The 16,758-nt window shown below is 75.9% G+C and carries 11 protein-coding genes; 6 read left to right on the top strand and 5 right to left on the bottom strand.

All coding sequences use genetic code 11. The annotated features are described in order from the left end of the window. Nucleotides 1-11 precede the first annotated feature (11 nt). The gene (locus KLI87_RS26120; protein WP_156215508.1) at nucleotides 12-2,150 is read left to right on the top strand and encodes a M28 family peptidase; all 2,139 of its coding nucleotides are present in this window, start codon (nucleotides 12-14) and stop codon (nucleotides 2,148-2,150) included. On the opposite strand, the gene mtnA is transcribed toward KLI87_RS26120, so the two are convergent. Beyond that, a complete protein-coding gene (gene mtnA, locus KLI87_RS26115) occupies nucleotides 2,140-3,177 on the bottom strand; it encodes an S-methyl-5-thioribose-1-phosphate isomerase (protein WP_214619051.1) in 1,038 nt (345 codons plus the stop codon). The genes KLI87_RS26120 and mtnA overlap by 11 nt on opposite strands. A gap of 147 nt (nucleotides 3,178-3,324) precedes the next feature. On the opposite strand from mtnA, the gene KLI87_RS26110 reads away from it, so the two are divergent. The 3 genes from KLI87_RS26110 to KLI87_RS26100 are packed head-to-tail and all read left to right on the top strand — an operon-like array spanning nucleotide 3,325 to nucleotide 8,891. Beyond that, nucleotides 3,325-4,044 (top strand): hypothetical protein, encoded by a 720-nt coding sequence (locus KLI87_RS26110; protein WP_214619050.1) that lies wholly within the window; start codon nucleotides 3,325-3,327, stop codon nucleotides 4,042-4,044. Further along, nucleotides 4,041-5,600 carry a DNA polymerase Y family protein gene (locus KLI87_RS26105; protein WP_214619049.1) on the top strand — a complete coding sequence of 520 codons (1,560 nt, stop codon included), beginning with the start codon at nucleotides 4,041-4,043 and terminating at the stop codon, nucleotides 5,598-5,600. The genes KLI87_RS26110 and KLI87_RS26105 overlap by 4 nt, the downstream gene beginning before the upstream one ends. Before the next feature lie 9 nt (nucleotides 5,601-5,609). Next, nucleotides 5,610-8,891: an error-prone DNA polymerase gene (locus tag KLI87_RS26100; RefSeq protein WP_214619048.1), complete on the top strand. Its 3,282-nt coding sequence runs from the start codon at nucleotides 5,610-5,612 to the stop codon at nucleotides 8,889-8,891. Nucleotides 8,892-8,921: 30 nt separating this feature from the next. Here the strand turns inward: KLI87_RS26100 and KLI87_RS26095 are convergent, their stop codons facing one another. Beyond that, nucleotides 8,922-10,349: a polysaccharide deacetylase family protein gene (locus KLI87_RS26095; protein ID WP_214619047.1), complete on the bottom strand. Its 1,428-nt coding sequence runs from the start codon at nucleotides 10,347-10,349 to the stop codon at nucleotides 8,922-8,924. Nucleotides 10,350-10,638: 289 nt separating this feature from the next. Here KLI87_RS26095 and KLI87_RS26090 point away from each other — a divergent pair, with 289 nt between their 5' ends. Next, nucleotides 10,639-12,615, top strand: a complete 1,977-nt coding sequence (locus tag KLI87_RS26090; RefSeq protein ID WP_214619046.1) for a protein kinase — start codon at nucleotides 10,639-10,641, stop codon at nucleotides 12,613-12,615. 12 nt (nucleotides 12,616-12,627) lie between these two features. Here KLI87_RS26090 and KLI87_RS26085 read toward each other — a convergent pair whose 3' ends face one another. After that, nucleotides 12,628-14,796 (bottom strand): MMPL family transporter, encoded by a 2,169-nt coding sequence (locus KLI87_RS26085; protein ID WP_214619045.1) that lies wholly within the window; start codon nucleotides 14,794-14,796, stop codon nucleotides 12,628-12,630. 168 nt (nucleotides 14,797-14,964) lie between these two features. Next, on the bottom strand, nucleotides 14,965-15,894 hold the full coding sequence (locus KLI87_RS26080; RefSeq protein ID WP_156215503.1) for a Ppx/GppA phosphatase family protein: 930 nt from the start codon (nucleotides 15,892-15,894) through the stop codon (nucleotides 14,965-14,967). Nucleotides 15,895-15,982: 88 nt separating this feature from the next. On the opposite strand from KLI87_RS26080, the gene KLI87_RS26075 reads away from it, so the two are divergent. Next, entirely contained in the window at nucleotides 15,983-16,405 is a 423-nt protein-coding gene (locus KLI87_RS26075) for a PH domain-containing protein (protein WP_156215502.1), read from the top strand. A 24-nt stretch (nucleotides 16,406-16,429) separates the two neighbouring features. Here the strand turns inward: KLI87_RS26075 and KLI87_RS26070 are convergent, their stop codons facing one another. After that, nucleotides 16,430-16,642, bottom strand: a complete 213-nt coding sequence (locus KLI87_RS26070) for a hypothetical protein (protein WP_156215501.1) — start codon at nucleotides 16,640-16,642, stop codon at nucleotides 16,430-16,432. Nucleotides 16,643-16,758 lie beyond the last annotated feature (116 nt).

Here is a 16,758-nt window from a genome sequence, read left to right as displayed (position 1 = left end):
AGGTAACGCTGGTGTTCCGCTCTCGAACCCCGGCCCTCGCGGCGCTCTGCGCGCCGCTCGTCACATTCGCCGTCACCCTCGCCGGCGCGGTCGTCGCGCCCGCGTCCGCCTCGCCGGGCGGGGCCCCGCCCGGCGGGGACGAGCCGATCGCCGGCTTCACCCAGAAGAACGCCAGATGGGAGCGGCAGTACGAGAAGCTGCTGAGCGGCATCCCGTCCGGGACGCTGGCCCGGGACCTGGACGCCGAGCTGGCGAGCGAGCCCGGGCTCGCGACCACGACCGGCGACTGGCGGCGCGTCCAGCGCATCGTCAAGCGGCTCAAGTCCTACGGGCTGCAACCCGAGGTCAAGACCTACTACGCGTACCTGTCGATGCCCAAACGGGTCAAGGTCGAGATGACCGCGCCGCAGCGCGTCTCGCTACCGGTGAAGGAGAAGGCGCGCCCCTGGCAGAAGCACTTCGAGGACGTCATCCCCGGGCACAACGGGATGTCGCCGTCCGGTGACGTGCGGGGCGAGGTCGTGTACGCCAACTACGGGCGGCCCGAGGACTTCGCGCTGCTCGCCGAGAAGGGCGTCTCGGTCAAGGGCAAGATCGTCCTCGTCCGGTACGGGTCGGTGTTCCGCGGCATCAAGCCGCGCGAGGCCGCCCGGCACGGCGCCAAGGGCGTGCTGATCTACTCCGACCCGGCCGACGACGGGTTCACCCGGGGCAAGGTGTACCCGGAGGGGCCGTGGCGCCCCGCGGACGGCATCCAGCGCGGCAGCGTCGCGCAGATCCAGCTCGCCGCGGGCGACCCGCAGACCCCGGGCTGGCCCGCGGTGAAGGGCGCGCACCGGATCGACCCGGCCGACGCGCCGATGCTGAAGGGCCTCGTCCCGACGATGCCGATCTCCTACGGCGCCGCCGAGCCGCTGCTGAAGGCGCTGACGGGCCCGGAGGTCCCGAAGGAGTGGCAGGGCGGGCTGAAGTTCCCCTACCGGTTCGGGCCTGGAGGAACCCAGGTCCACCTGGATCTGAAGAACACGTTCAGCGTCCGGCCGCTGTGGGACGTGACCGTGCGCATCCCCGGCAGCGAGCGCCCCGACCAGGAGGTCATCCTCGGCGCGCACCATGACGCGTGGACCTACGGCAGCTCCGACAACCTGTCCGGCGCGGAGAACGTGGTCCAGGTCGGGCGGGCGCTCGGCACGCTGCTGAAGCAGGGCTGGCGGCCGAAGCGGACGATCGTCCTCGCCACGTGGGACGGCGAGGAGTACGGGCTGTTCGGCTCCACCGAGTACGCCGAAGAGCGCGCCGGGCGGCTGCGGAACGCCGTCGCCTACGTCAACATGGACGGCGCGGGCGGCTCGAACTTCGGCCCGGCCGCGACGCCCGCGCTGGACGGGTTCGTGGTGGACGCGTCCAAGGAGGTGCGCTGGCCCGGCACCGACGGGACGCTCTACGAGGCGTGGAAGGCGCAGAACAAGGGCAGGACGCCGATCTCCCGGATCGGTGGCGGCTCGGACTTCCAGGCGTTCTTCCAGCGCTACGGCGTGCCCGCGCTGGACCTCGGCGCGTCGTCCACGGGGTCGGGGGGCAACTACCACTGCTCCTGCGACGACTTCTACTGGATGTCGCACTTCGGCGACCCGACGTGGGAGTACCACGCGGCGATGACGCGGCTGGTGGGGATCTCGACGCTGCGGCTGGCCAACGCCGACGTCGTCCCGCTCGGGTACCGCCCGTACGCGACGGAGACCGCGCAGTACCTCGCCGACTTCACCGCCGAGCAGCGCAAGCGGCTCGGCACGGTCGTCGTGGACGTCTCCCGCGACGTCGACCAGGCCAAGGCGTGGGAGCGGGCGGCCGAGGCGTTGCAGGCCCGCGCGGACGCGGCGCTGCGGGCGGGTGACACGGCCGAGTTCCGCCGCCTCAACGCCAAGATCATGCAGGCCGAGCGCGACCTGCTGACCTCGGCGGGGCTGCCCGGACGGCCCTGGTACCGGCACCAGATCTACGCGCCCGGCATCGACACCGGCTACGCCACGCAGCGGCTGCCCGCCCTGTACGACGCGCTGTTCGTCGACAAGGATCCGGCCACGGCGCGGGCCTACGAGCGGCACCTGAACGCGAGCCTGCGCGCCGCGACCCGCACCCTCACCCCCTAGCGGGACGGGCCGCCCCCGGCGTCCGCCCCGACGACACCTCCAGGACGCCCGTCTCGGTGACCAGCGCGGTCACCAGGCGGGCGGGGGTGACGTCGAAGGCGGGGTTGTGGGCGGCCACGCCGGCCGGGGCGGTGGGCTCGCCGTTCCAGGTCAGCACCTCGGCGGCGGGGCGCTCCTCGATCGGGACGCCCCGCCCGTCGGGCAGCGCGGCGTCGACCGTGCTCCACGGCGCCGCGACGACCAGCGGCGCGCCCGCCGCCGCGCAGGCCAGCGCCACCCCGAGCGAGCCGATCTTGTTGGCGGTGTCGCCGTTGGCGGCGATCCGGTCGGCGCCGATGACCGCGACGTCGGCGAGGCCCCGCAGCAGCGTGCTCGGCGCGGCGCCGTCGGGCTGGACCGCGCACGGGATGCCCGCCCGCGCCAGCTCCCACGCGGTCAGCCGGGAGCCCTGGAGGAGCGGGCGCGTCTCGTCCACGTAGACCATCTCGACGCGGCCCCGGGCGTGCAGTTCGCGGACGACGCCGAGCGCCGTCCCCCAGCCCGCCGTCGCGAGCGCGCCCGCGTTGCAGTGGGTGAGCACGCGCAGCGGCCGGTCGCCCAGGCGGCGCAGGATCCAGTCGGCGCCGAGCGCGCCGATCGCCCGGTTGCCGCGCACGTCCTCGTCCAGGAGCGCCTGGGCCTCGGCCGCGACGGCCTCGGCGCCCGCGCCCATGAGCGGGCGGACGCGGTCGACGCCCGCCGCGAGGTTCACCGCCGTGGGGCGGGCCTCCCGCACCCGGGCGACCGCCTCCTCCAGCGCGGCCGCGTCCCAGCCCTCGCGGGCGGCCTCGCGCAGGGCGATCGCCACCCCGAACGCGCCCGCGACGCCGAGCGCGGGCGCGCCGCGCACCACGAGCCGCCGGATCGCGTCCACAAGCGTCCCGACGTCGCGGACCACGACGTACTCCACCCGGCCGGGCAGGACGGTCTGGTCCAGCAACCGCAGCCCGTCGCCCGTCCACTCCACCGCCGGCGGCTCGGTCTCCATGCCGGGTCATTCTGCCGCAAATCCGCCCGAAGCCCGATGGCGTCGGGCTTTGCGGGTCGTCACGTTCCCCCGGTTGACCTGCGAGAACTTGACACAGATCGAATCTGTGTTCGAAATTGGTGCGGAGCAGCGGAGGGAGGGACGTCCGTGCCGGAGGCGGCGCTACGGGGGATCGCGGCCGGCGCGCCGGAGGGGTCCGGCGTGCCGGTGCTGCCCGCGCTGCGGGCGCTGGTCCCGGGCGGCGTCCTGCGGCCGGGGTCGGTGGTGGGGCTGACCGGCCTGGGCGCGGCCTCGCTCGGGGCGGCGCTCGCGGCGGGCGCCACCGCGCCGGAGGGCGAGGACGGGCCGGGCGGCTGGTGCGGCGTCGTCGGGCTGCCCGAGTTCGGCGTCCTCGCCGCCGCCGGGATGGGCGCGGTGCCCGAGCGGCTGCTGCTGGTCGACGAGCCCGGCGACCGCTGGCCGGACGTGGTGGCCGCGCTCGCCGAGGCGGTCGGCCTGATCCTGCTGCGGCCCCCGGAGCGGCCCGGCGCGGCGGCCGTCCGGCGGCTGTCGGCGCTCGCCCGCAGGCACGGCTGCGTGCTGACGCTGACCGGCGCCTTCGCGGACGCCTGGCCGGGGACCCGGCTGCGGCTCCGGCTGGAGGACGTCGCCTGGCACGGCCTCGGCGACGGGCACGGGCGGCTGCGCGGGCGCCTGGCCGACGTCGTCGCGGAGGGGCCGGGGCCGGCGCGCCGCGTCCGGCTGTGGTTCCCGGACGCGGACGGCGCGGTCGCGCCGGCGGAGACCGTCCCCGCGCTGAAGCCGGTGGGCGGCCCGGTGTCGGCGGGCGGGCCGGTGCACACGGTGGCCGGGGAGGAGATCGCGTGACGCGCGTGCTGGTGGTGTGGTGCCCGGACTGGCCCGCGACGGCGGCCGGGGTGGACGCGGCGACGCCCGGCGCGGCCGTCGCGCGGGGCCGGGTGGAGGCGTGCACGGCGGCGGCGCGGGCGCAGGGCGTGCGGCGCGGGCAGCGGCTGCGGGACGCGCAGCGGCGCTGCCCGGAGCTGGTCGTCCGCGAGCGCGACACCGGCGCCGAGGGGCGGCTGTTCGAGGCCGTCGTCGCGGCGGTGGCGGAGCTGACGCCGAGGGTGGAGGTGGTGCGTCCGGGGCTGTGCGCGATCCCGGCGCGGGGGCCCGCCCGCTTCTACGGCGGCGAGGAGGCGCTGCGCGTCCTCGTCCAGGACATGGTGGTGGAGGCCGGGTACGACTGCGGGTCCGGTGTCGCCGACGGGCTGTTCGCCGCCGAACTCGCGGCGCGCGCCGGGCAGGGCGGCGTGGTGGTGCCCGAGGGCGGCGCGGCGGCGTTCCTCGCCCCGTACCCGCTGTCGGTGCTCGACCGCCCGGAGCTGGCGGACCTGCTGCGGCGGCTCGGGGTGGCGACGCTCGGGGCCTTCGCGGCGCTGCCGTCCGGGCACGTCGCGGGGCGGTTCGGCGCGGACGGCGCGCTCGCGCACCGGCTGGCCCGGGGCGAGGAGCCGCGCCCGCCCGCGCCCGTCCCCGGCGTCCCCGACCTGTCGGTCCGCGCGGACCTCGACCCGCCCGCCGCGCGCGCGGAGCAGGTCGTGTTCGCGGCCAAGCGGCTGGCGGGCGAGCTGCACGAGGGGCTCGCGGCGGGCGGGCTGACCTGCGTGCGGCTGGAGACCTCGGTCGGGTTCGCCGACGGGCACGTGCTGCGGCGGCTGTGGCGGCACGACGGCCGGCTGTCGGCGCTGGCGGTGGCCGAGCGGGTCCGCTGGCAGCTCTCGGCGTGGCGGAGCGAGCGGCCGGTGCCCGGCACCGACCCCGACGGCGTCGAGGCGCCGCCGGAGGACGAGGCGGTGTGGGGCGGCGTCACGTGGCTGGAGCTGGCGCCCGACCAGCTCGTCCCGGACGTGGGGCGGCAGGAGGGCCTGTGGGGCGGGACGGCGGTCACCGACCGGGTCGCGCGGGCCGCCGACCGCGTCCAGGCGCTGCTGGGCCACCACGGGATCACCCGCCCGGTGCTGGCGGGCGGGCGCGGCCCCGGCGAGCGGGTCGTGCGGGTGCCGGTCGGCGACCTGCCCCCGGCGGGCGCCCCGGACGGCCCCTGGCCGGGCCGGGTGGGCGCGCCCGCGCCCGCCGCCGTCCCGCCGCGCGCCGCGTCCGCCGAGGTCGTGGACGCCGCCGGGGGCCCGGTCGTGGTGTCGGCGCGCTGCGCGGTGTCCGCGCCGCCCGCCGCGCTGGCGTTCGGCGGCGGCACGGCGGCGGTGACCGGCTGGACCGGGCCGTGGCCCGCCGACGAGCGCTGGTGGGACCCGGCGCGGTCGCGGCGGCTGGCCAGGTTCCAGGTCGTCACCGAGGACGGCGCCGCCTACCTGCTCGCGGTCGAGGGCGGCCGGTGGCATGTGGAGGCGTCCTATGACTGAGGGGCTCTGATGGGGTGGAACAACCCGCCGGTGCCGTGGCGGGAGTTCGAGGAGCGGCTGTCGTGGCGCCCGTCCGCCGCGCCGCCGGAGCCCGCGCCGGAGCCCGCCCCGCACCGTGCGGCGGGGGCGCCGGTGGCGCCGGGGAGCGTGCCGTGGGCCGAGCTGCACTGCCACTCCTCGTTCAGCTTCCTCGACGGCGCGAGCCACCCCGAGACGCTCGTCGCCGAGGCGGCGCGGCTCGGCGTCGAGACCATGGCGATCACCGACCACGACGGCATGTACGGGGCGGTGCAGTTCGCGCGCGCCGCTGACGAGGCGGGCATCGGCACCGTGTTCGGCGCGGAGCTCGGCCTCGGCCTGCCGGGGCCGCGCGCCGGGGAGCCCGACCCGGCGGGGCGGCACCTGCTGGTGCTGGCGCGCGGCGCGTCCGGCTACGCGCGGCTCTGCTCGGCGATCACGGCGGCGCAGCTCGCGGGCGGGCGCAAGGGCCGCCCGGTCTACGACCTGGACGCGCTCGCCGCCGCCCACGACGGGACGTGGGCGGTGCTGACCGGCTGCCGCAAGGGCCACGTCCCGGCCGCGCTGGAGGCGGAGGGCCCGGACGCAGCCGAACGGGAGCTGGGCCGCCTGACCGGGATGTTCGGGCGGGAGAACGTGTTCGTCGAGCTGGTCGACCACGACCAGCCGGACGACGACCACCGCAACGACGTCCTGGCCGCGCTGGCCGCACGGGCGGGCGTGGACGTCGTCGCGTCCAACAACGTGCACTTCGCCGCGCCGGGCCCGGACGCGCGGCTGGCGCAGGCGATGGCCGCCGTCCGCTCCCGGCGCGGCCTGGACGACATGGTCGGCTGGCTCCCGGCGGGCGGCACCGCGCACCTGCGCGACGGCGCGGAGATGGCGGCGCGGCTGGCGCGCTTCCCCGGCGTCCGCGAGCGGACGGTCGCGCTGGCCGCCGAGTGCGCGTTCCGGTTCGAGGTGATGGCGCCCCGGCTCCCCGACTGGCCCGTGCCGGACGGGCACACCGAGGCGAGCTGGCTGCGGCACCTGGTCGCCGAGGGCGCGCTCGCCCGCTACGGCACGCCGGGGGCCGAGCGCGTCCCGGGCGCGTACGCGCAGATCGCCCGGGAGCTGGACGTCATCGAGCAGCTCGGGTTCCCCGGTTACTTCCTGATCGTCCACGACATCGTCGAGTTCTGCCGGCGGGAGCGCATCCTGTGCCAGGGGCGCGGGTCGGCGGCGAACTCGGCGGTCTGCTACGCGCTCGGCATCACCGGCGTGGACGCGGTGCACCACGGGCTGCTGTTCGAGCGGTTCCTGTCCCCCGGCCGCGACGGCCCGCCCGACATCGACCTCGACATCGAGCACCGCCGCCGCGAGGAGGCGATCCAGTACGTCTACCGCAAGTACGGGCGCGAGTGCACGGCGCAGGTCGCGAACGTCATCAGCTACCGGCCGCGGATGGCCGTCCGGGACGCGGCGCGCGCGCTCGGCTTCTCCCCCGGCCAGCAGGACGCGTGGTCCAAGGGCATCGACCCGCGCGACCCGGTCGGCACCGAGACCGACGTGCCCGCGCCCGTCATGGACCTCGCGGGCCGGATGCTGCGGCTCCCCCGGCACCTCGGCATCCACTCCGGCGGCATGGTCATCGCCGACCGCCCGGTCGGGGAGATCTGCCCGATCGAGTGGGCGACGATGCCGGGGCGCAGCGTCCTCCAGTGGGACAAGGACGACTGCGCCGCCGCCGGGCTCGTCAAGTTCGACCTGCTCGGCCTCGGCATGCTCGCCGCGCTGCACGACTGCTTCGACCTCGTCGCCGAGCACCACGGGCCCCGCCACGACCTCCAGTCGATCCCGCCGGACGACCCCCAGGTGTACGAGATGCTGAGTGACGCCGACACGGTCGGGGTGTTCCAGGTCGAGTCGCGGGCGCAGATGGCGACGCTGCCGAGGCTGCGGCCCCGCGAGTTCTACGACCTGGTCGTGGAGGTCGCGCTGATCCGCCCCGGGCCGATCCAGGGCGGGTCGGTCCACCCGTACCTGCGCCGCCGGAAGGGCCTGGAGCCCGCGACGTGCCCGCACCCGCTGATGGAGCCCGCGCTGTCGCGCACGCTCGGCGTCCCGCTGTTCCAGGAGCAGATGATGCAGCTCGCCGTGGACTGCGCCGGGTTCACCCCCGCCGAGGCCGACCAGCTCCGGCAGGCGATGGGCGCCAAACGCGCGCCCGAGCGCGTGGAGCGGCTCCGGCGCCGCCTGCTGGACGGCATGGCCGCGCGCGGCATCCCCGCCGACGTGGCCGAGGACGTCTACCAGAAGATCCTGGGGTTCACCGGGTTCGGGTTCCCCGAGTCGCACGCGCAGAGCTTCGCGCACCTGGTGTACGCGAGCGCCTGGCTGAAGCGGCACTTCCCGGCGGCGTTCACGGCGGCCCTCGTCCGCAACCAGCCGATGGGGTTCTACAGCCCGCAGAGCCTGCTGGCGGACGCGCGGCGGCACGGGGTGGTGGTCCGGGGCGTGGACGTCAACGCCAGCGGCGTCCATCCGACGCTGGAGGAGCCCGTCGAGGTCGACAGCCCCCACCCGCACGCGCCCGCCGCACCCCAGCCCGCGATCAGGGCCGGCCTGGAGGGGGTCCGCAACCTGGGCACCGAGACGGCCGAGGCCATCGCGGCGGGACGTCCCTACGCGAGCATGGAGGACCTGGCCCGGCGCGTCCCGGTGTCGGCGGCGGCGCTTGAGGCGCTGGCGACCGCCGGGGCGTTCGGCCGCCTCGGCGTGACGCGCCGGGAGGCGCTGTGGGCCGCCGGGGCGCTGGCGGGGTCGGGGCCCGGCCGGATCGAGGGCGTCACGCCCGGCGCCGCCGCGCCCGGCCTGCCCGCGATGACGCCGATCGAGGAGACGCTCGCGGACCTGTGGGCGACGGGCGTCTCGCACACCCATCCCGTCGCGCACGTCCGCGCGGCGCTGGACGAGCTCGGCGCGCTGTCGTCGGAGCGGCTCGCGGACGTCCCGGGCGAGACCAACGTCCTCGTCGCCGGGCTCGTCACCCACCGGCAGCGCCCGCCGACGGCGGGCGGCATCGTGTTCATGACGCTGGAGGACGAGACGGGCATCGTCAACGTCGTGTGCCCGCCGCCGGTGTTCCAGCGGCACCGCGGCCTCGCCGTGGACGCGCAGGCGCTGCTGGTCGGCGGGCGGCTGGAGCGGGCGGACGGCGTCGCCAACGTCCGCGCGACACGGCTGCGGCGGCTGCCGGTCCCGGGCCGCTCCCGCTCCCGCGACTTCCGCTGACCCGTGCCGGCGGAACATGGGTAGGCCGGGTCACATGCCGGAGAACTGGCCGCCGGGCTGCACCGTGTGGCCCGCCATCAGCTCCGAGACGGTCACGAACGTGTAGCCCTTCGCGGCGAGCCGCTTCAGGATGGCGGGGACGGCCTCCGCCGTCGGCCGGTGGTTCTCGTGCAGCACCACGACCGCCCCCGGCCGGGCCCGCTCGACGACCCGGTCGGCGATCCTCCCGGCGCCGCGCTCGCGCAGGTCGCCCGGGTCGAGGCTCCACAGCACCTGCACCAGGCCGAGCGACTTCGCGACGCCCGCGACCGTGCTGCTGGTGGCGCCGTAGGGGGGCCGCATCAGCGTGACGCAGCGGCCGATCGCGCGGCGCAGGACGTCCTGCGTCCGCTGCACGTCGGAGTTGATCTGCATGGTCGGCAGCCGGGTCAGGTCGCGGTGGCTCTGGGTCTGGTTGCCGAACTCGTGGCCCGCCTCGGCGGCGGCGCGGACCAGCCCGGGGTCGGCGGCGGCGTTGTCGCCGACCACGAAGAAGGTCGCGCGGGCGCGGCGCGCCTCCAGGGCGGCCAGCACGTCCCGCGTGCGGGGGCCGGGGCCGTCGTCGAAGGTGAGCGCGACGCACTTGGCGCTCGCGCAGTCGACCCTGGCGGGCGGCGGGCGCGCCGCCGCCAGCTCGCGGGTGGGCGGCGGGCGGCCGACCGGGGGCGCGAGCGCCGCGTCCCGCGCCCGCCGCCCGAACGCCGACAGCAGCGGCTCGGTCACCTCGCGGCCGAGCGCGACGGCGACCCGCCCCGCCGACCCGGGCGCGACCGTGTAGTCGCTGAACTCCACCACGAGGTCGCCCTCGTCGTTGAAGCCGAGCGAGGGGAACGTCTGCGGCTCCGGCCGCACCTGCGCCGGGTTGGCCCGCGAGCCCAGCCGGTCGCGGACGTGCCGGGCGAGCGCGGTCAGCCCGACGCGTCCGGCGATCAGGTCGGCGGAGGGGTGCGCGGTGCGGGTCACGCCGTCGTACCAGAGCGTGCGCCGCGACTCGCCGCCGGAGGTGCCGAGGAACTGCCAGGTCACCAGCCGCACGCCCACGATCTGCCGGGACGCGGCGGTCAGCGACCACTGCACGTTCAGCTCCGGCAGCCCGCCGCCCGGCAGCGGCTCGGCGTCGGCGGTGTGGGCGGTGAAGGGGCGGATCTGCTCCTCCACCACGGCGGCGAGCCGGTCGGTCAGCGGCTCGGCGTCCGGGACGCGGGGGTAGGCGGCGTAGACGCGGCGCGCCGCGCCCTGCTCGACGCGCGTCACGGCGGTGACGCCGGGGACGGCGCCGGGGTCGACGGCGCGGACGGCGGTGTCGTCGGTGGCGGCGCGGCTGGGCCGGTCGGCGTCGCCCGAGCAGCCCTCGACCAGCGGCACGCAGAGCAGCACGGCCACCGCCGCGGCCCTCGCCCGGGTCCATGGGTCGATCACGGGTTCTCCCCACCGAGCCGCATGGGTTCGATCTTGAGTTGATCCGCCTGGTTCGCAGAGTATGCCCCGCTGTGCGGCACGGATCTCCGTCTTCGGGGCGGGTGACGGAGTTTTGCCGTGCGCCGGGCCGGACTTGAGCAACCGTTGACCTTTACCGGAACCCACCGGCACGGGCCCGGGGTCTGGCCGGGACGCCCCGTCCTCTGCCATCGTTGGGGCCGGAGGGGGCCGCGTGCCGTCGCGTGGCGGCCGCCAGGACGCGGCTCTGCGGGGGGCGAAAGGATCGCCGATGGAGAGCCCGAGATCTCATCCGGCGGGCGGGACCGCCCCGGGAGAACTGCGCGCGGACGACCCGGCCCGGGTCGGGCCGTACCGGATCGAGGCCAGGATCGGCGCGGGCGGGATGGGCGCGGTGTACCTCGGCCGCGGCCCGGACGGGCGGCCGGTGGCGGTGAAGGTCGTCCAGCCCGAGCTGGCGAGCGACCCGATGTTCCTCGCGCGCTTCCACGACGAGGCCGCCAACGCCCAGCGGGTCGCCTCCTTCTGCACCGCGCAGGTCCTCGACCACGGCGAGGACGGCGGCCTCGCCTACATGGCCACCGAGTACATCGACGGGCCCACGCTGCTCCAGCACGTGCGGGAGAACGGCGCGCTGTCGCCCGGCATGCTGCACGGCGTCGCGGTCGGGGTGGCCGCCGCGCTCGTCGCGATCCACAGCGCGGGGCTGGTGCACCGCGACCTCAAGCCCGGCAACGTGCTGCTGTCCATCACCGGCCCCCGGGTGATCGACTTCGGCATCGCCCGCGCGCTGGAGGAGCCGAGCGCGCACACCCGCACCGGCCAGGTCATCGGGACGCCCGGCTTCATCGCGCCCGAGCAGATCCTCACCCAGCAGGTCAGCCCGGCCGTGGACGTCTTCGCCTGGGGCTGCCTCGTCGCCTACGCCGCCAGCGGCCGCAACCCGTTCGGGCAGGGTTCGTTCCAGATCATGGCGGCCCGCGCCGTGCACGCCGAACCGGAGCTCGGCGCCCTGCCCGCGCCGCTCGCCGGGCTGGTCCGCGCGTGCCTGGCCAAGGAGCCGGAGCGGCGCCCGTCCGCCCGCGACCTGCTGCTCGCGCTGGTCGGCGGCGGTGACGAGGCCGCCGTGTCCACCACGCTCGGCGCGTCCTGGGCGCCGCCGCCCGTCCCGCTTCCGCCGCCGCGCCCGCCGGAGCCGGTCACGGTGCCGCCGTCCCCTGAGCCGACGCTCGCCGAGCCCCGCCCGGTGCCGCTTCCCCCGGTGCCGCTTCCCCCGGTGCCTGTGTCCGCGGCGCGGAAGGCGCGGCGCGGGCGGTTCGTCCTCGGCGGAGCGCTCGCGCTCGTGGGCGTGGTGGGCATCGCGGCCGGCGCCTACCTGCTCCTGGGAGGGGATGAGAAGGAGAAGCCCGGCCCCCAGGCCCCCCGCGCCGCCGCCACCGGCTTCCCGACCGGGCCGATGCTCGTCCGGATCGACACCGCGCCCGGGTGGCCGAAGACCTGCCACGCCGACATCGGCACCTACAAGGCCGGTGACGCGGCGCCGAAGACGCTGGTCGGCGGACCGGCGTGCGACAGGCTGCCGGTCCGGTCGCCCGACGGCGGGCGCATCGCGTTCACGCGGACGGCCGGGGGCGAGTCGGCGGCGTGGGTGATGAACGCGGACGGAAGCGCCCCCCGGAAGGTCACCGACATGGCGGGCGGGCGCGTGACCTGGTCACCCGACGGCACGAGGCTCGCCTACGTCGCGGGCCCGGGCACCGGCCAGCTCTACACGGTCACGGTCGAGGGCCACGCGGTCACCCGGCTCACCGGCGACGCGTCCGTCAAGGACGATCCGATGTGGTCCAGGACCGGGCGGCTCGTGTTCTGGAGCAAGCGGGACGGCGCCGAGCAGCTCTACACCCTCGATCCGGACCGTCCCGACAGGCCGTGGACGCGGCTCACCCGGGACGGCGTCCGCGCGGTCGACCCGGCGTGGTCGCCGGACGGCTCCATGATCGCCTACACGCGCGGGGCGTCCGGGCAGGCCGACATCTGGGTGATGAAGGCCGACGGGAGCGGCGGGCACCCGCTGGCGCGGACGGACGCGCGCGAGATGGACCCGGGATGGTCCCGCGACGGGCGCTGGATCTGCTACGTCCGGGGGGCGGTGGAGCGCCCGGAGGTCCGCGCCGCCCGCGTGGACGGCACGGGCGACCGGACGATCACCCCGGCGGGCAGCACGCTCGGCCACCCGAGCTGGTCCTGAGCCGCGGGGCGGTCAGGGTTCGCTGTGCCCGGCCGTCGCGGCCTCCCTCGGCACGGGCGGCTCGGCGTGCGGCCGGGCGAGGGCGCTGGGCCACCACATGTGCCGTCCGACGTCCAGGTTCAGCGCGGTGACCAGCACCGACCGGACCACGAAGGTGTCCAGCAGCACCCCGAACGCGACCGTGAAGCCGAGTTCGGTGACGAACACCAGCGGCAGCGAGCCGAGCGCGGCGAACGTCCCGGCGAGGACGGCGCCCGCCGAGGTGATGACCCCGCCGGTCGCGGCGAGGCCGATGAGGGCGCCGCGCCGCGTCCCGTGCTGTTTGGCCTCCTCGTGGACGCGCGTCATCAGGAAGATGTTGTAGTCGGTGCCGAGCGCCACGAGGAACACGAACGTCCAGAGCGCGAAGGACGGGTCGGCCGAGGCGAACCCGAACACATGGTTGAAGACCAGCGCGCTCACCCCGAGCGCCGCGGCGAACGACAGCACGACGGTCGCGACCAGCAGCAGCGGCGCGACCACCGAGCGCAGCAGCACGGTGAGGATCAGGAACACGACGACGAGCACGACCGGGATCACGACGTTCTGGTCGTGGTGGGAGGCGTCGCTGATGTCGAGGGTGACCGCCGAGCCGCCGCCGACCTCGGCGTCCGCGCCGGGGACGGCGTGGACGGCGGCGCGGGCGTGCTTGATCGCGGTGAACCCGCTCTGCCCGTCGGGCGCGGCGGTGAGCGTCCCCTCCAGGTAGACGAGTCCGTCGACGGGTCGGCCCGGGTTGTTCCCGGCGAGCCGCACGTCGGTGATGTTCGGCACCCGGGCGAGCGCGGTCCTGACGGCGTCCTGCGTCCCGGCCTTGGCGATGACCTGGACCGGCGACCCGCTGCCCGCCGGGAAGTGCTGGACCAGGGCCTCCTCGCCGACGACCGAGTCGGGCCTGCCGGAGCTGAAGGAGTCCTTGCTGGGCAGCGAGCCGGTCTTCAGCCCGAACAGCCCGAACGCGAACGCGCCGAGCACCACCGCCGTGGTCAGCCAGGTGACGCGCGGGCGGACGGCGACGAACGCCCCGACCCGCGCCCACGCGCCGCGCTCGGTCGGCTCGGGGGTGCCGTACTTCGGCCGCCTCGGCCAGAACACCCACCGGCCGCAGACGAGCAGCAGCGCGGGCAGCAGCGTGACCATCGCGGCGAGCGCGACGACGACGCCGACGGCCATGACCGGGCCCATGCTCTTGGTCGAGCTGAGCGTGGCCATCAGCAGGCACAGCATGCTGATCGCGACGGTGGAGCCGCTCGCGACGATCGCGGGCCCGGCGCGGTGCAGCGCGATCGCCATCGCCTCGTGCCGGTCGCGGTGCCGCCGCAGCTCCTCCCGGTAGCGGGCGATCAGCAGCAGCGCGTAGTCGGTCCCGGCGCCGAACACCAGGACGGTGAGGATGAACGCGGCCTGGCCGTTCACGGTCAGCCCGGCGTGCTCGGCCAGCAGGTACACCACGGCGTCGGCGGCCATCAGCGCGACGCCGACGCACAGCAGCGGCGCCAGCCACAGGACCGGGCTGCGGTAGGTGACCAGCAGGATCGCGATGACGATGGCGGCGGTGATGAACAGCAGCGTCTTGTCGAAGCCGGAGAAGACGTTGCTGAAGTCGCCGCCGTACCCGGCGGGCCCGGTGACGTGCGCCTTCAGCCCGGAGCCGCCGTTCTGGACGATGTCGCGGTAGTCGTCCACGGCGGGGCCGAGCAGGTTCCAGCCGTCGTTGCCGACCTTGACGTTGATGATCGTCTGGATGGCCTTGCCGTCCCTGGCGACCGTCGGGCCCTGCACGCTCTCGGTGATCCGGTGGGGCGGTTTGGAGCCCTTCGGGTCGCCGGTGACGGTGGTGAGGCGCGCCACGTCCGCCGCCGCCTTGGCCCGGTCGGCCGCCGTCACGGGGGCGCCGTCGCGGTGGTAGACGACCACGGCGGGGAAGGTGTCGGCGGGGACGAACTTCTCGGAGGCGTCGACGACGCGCGTCGACTCGGCGTTCTTGGGCAGCCAGGAGGACGCCTCGTTCGTCTGCGCGTCGGTCAGCTTCCCGGCCAGCATGCCGCCGACCGGGAGGATCAGCAGGACCCAGATCGCCACCACGACGAACTTGCCGACCCGGCCGCAGGGCAGGGACGACAGCCGGTGGGTGTCCGCCATGGATGACCAACTCCTCGGGGTGTGTGCCGCCGCGCTACTTCCTACGTCGCCGCACTCCGAGCGTCAAGACATATCGCGTTCATTCTTGGATCACCGAAACGGACATTCCGGCACGCGCTCCAGGTCATCGGCCCGCGTCCGGATCCGGCCAGCGCGGCCGGCAGCGCCTTACCCGGTGATCATGTCGAGCCGGCGCAGGATCACGCCCTCGCGCAGCGCCCACGGGCAGACCTCCAGCTCGGCGAGCCCCAGCAGGTCCATCGCCGCGTCCGCGACGATCGCGCCCGCCGGGAGCTGCGGGGCGCGCCGCTCGGACACACCCGGCAGCCCGGCCCGCTCGGCGGCGGGCATCCGCGCGAGCCGGTCGGCCCACTCGGTCAGCTCGGCGTCGCGCAGCACCCGCCGCTGGTACGGTCCATCGCCGGACGGCGCCGCCCCGCCGATCCGGGCGAGCTGCTTGAAGGTCTTGGACGTGGCGACCGCGTGGTCGGGCGGCCCGTAGCGGGCGACCTCGCCGACATGGCGGGCGATCTCGGCCCGGACGTGCCGCCGCAGCCCGCGCACCTCGTCCGGGGACGGGGGGTCGGCGGTGAACCAGTCGCGGGTGAGCCGCCCCGCGCCGAGCGGCAGCGAGAACGCCGCGTCGGGCTCCTCGTCGATGCCGACCGCGATCTCCAGCGAGCCGCCGCCGATGTCGACGACCAGCAGCCGCCCCGAGGACCAGCCCGACCAGCGCCGGACGGCGAGGAACGTCAGCCGCGCCTCCTCCTCGCCCGACAGCGCGCTGATGTCCACCCGCGTCTGCGTGCGGAGCCGCGCGAGGACCTCCTCGCCGTTGGAGGCGTCCCGGACGGCGGACGTCGCGAACGCCACCAGGTCCTCCACGCCCTTGTCCTCGGCGATCTGGAGCGCCTCGTCGACGAACGCGCGCAGCCGGGTCTCGCCCTCCTCCGAGAGCCGGTCGCCGTCCTCCAGGTGCGCGGCGAGCCGCAGATCCGCCTTGTGGGAGTACGCGGGGAGAGGCCGCGCACCCTGGTGGGCGTCCACCACCAGCAGATGCACGGTGTTCGAGCCCACGTCCAGCACACCCAGTCGCATGGAGCCGACGTTATCGGAACCGTCTGCGACAAGTGCGGGCAGACCAGCCTCGATAGGGATAGAAGGCACTTGCCGCTACGGTGACGTCATGGAGGGTGACACGGGGGTCGCGGCGCGCTGGCGGGTGCCGACCAAGCAGATCGTGGCCAAATGCGCGGCGGCGGCCGTGGCGGCGGCGCTGGCCGTCGCGAACGCCGGGGACGCCGAGCGCCTGCTGCTGGCGGGCGTCGCGGCGGCGGGGCTGGCCGCGCTCGCGCTGCGCGACCTGATCGCGCCCGTCCGGGTGGCGGCCGATCCGGGCGGCCTCACGGTCCTCACCGGCTACGCGTCCCGCCGCCACGTCCCGTGGAGTCGGGTGACCGCCATCCGGGTGGACGAGCGGCGCCGCCTGCTGCTGCACACCCGGCTGCTGGAGATCGAGACGACCGACGACCTCCACCTGTTCAGCGCGTTCGACCTGGGCGCCGACGTGCACGACGTGGCCGAGGCGCTCTACCGGATCCGCCCCTGAGTCCGGGCGCCCGGTCCCGGGCGCTCAGTCCATGCGCAGCTCGGCCAGGTCGACGGCCTCGGCCAGGTCCTCCACGGTCGGGTAGTAGCCGACGAGCGCGCCGTGCCGGGTGACCAGGAAGGCCGTCTCGCCCGGCACCCCGGCCAGGTCGGCCCACACGCGGTGCGCGCCCTTCAGCCGCACCGCGACCACCCGCAGCCCGTCCGGCCCCGTCCAGCCTTTGCGACACTCCCCCATGTACAGAACGTTACGCTTCGCTACTTTCCGTCATCCCAGCAGGTCACCATGTCGGCTCCGGGCCGCTACGGGAGCTTCACTCCGCGTTGCCCTGATCGTCGGCCGGACCTCGATCC

The sequence above is a fragment of the Actinomadura sp. NEAU-AAG7 genome (genome assembly GCF_018603865.1).
GTDB lineage: Bacteria > Actinomycetota > Actinomycetes > Streptosporangiales > Streptosporangiaceae > Spirillospora > Spirillospora litoris.
Note: the sequence above shows the minus strand (reverse complement) of the source record. Positions and strands in the feature narration are given on the sequence as shown.

Bases quoted from the DNA above. Each gene is read 5' to 3' on its own strand.
- mtnA (WP_214619051.1), bottom strand. From the start codon at position 3,177: ATGGAGACCGAGCCGCCGGCGGTGGAGTGGACGGGCGACGGGCTGCGG.
- KLI87_RS26100 (WP_214619048.1), top strand. From the start codon at position 5,610: ATGGGGTGGAACAACCCGCCGGTGCCGTGGCGGGAGTTCGAGGAGCGG.
- KLI87_RS26090 (WP_214619046.1), top strand. From the start codon at position 10,639: ATGGAGAGCCCGAGATCTCATCCGGCGGGCGGGACCGCCCCGGGAGAA.
- KLI87_RS26085 (WP_214619045.1), bottom strand. From the start codon at position 14,796: ATGGCGGACACCCACCGGCTGTCGTCCCTGCCCTGCGGCCGGGTCGGC.
- KLI87_RS26080 (WP_156215503.1), bottom strand. From the start codon at position 15,894: ATGCGACTGGGTGTGCTGGACGTGGGCTCGAACACCGTGCATCTGCTG.
- KLI87_RS26075 (WP_156215502.1), top strand. From the start codon at position 15,983: ATGGAGGGTGACACGGGGGTCGCGGCGCGCTGGCGGGTGCCGACCAAG.
- KLI87_RS26070 (WP_156215501.1), bottom strand. From the start codon at position 16,642: ATGGGGGAGTGTCGCAAAGGCTGGACGGGGCCGGACGGGCTGCGGGTG.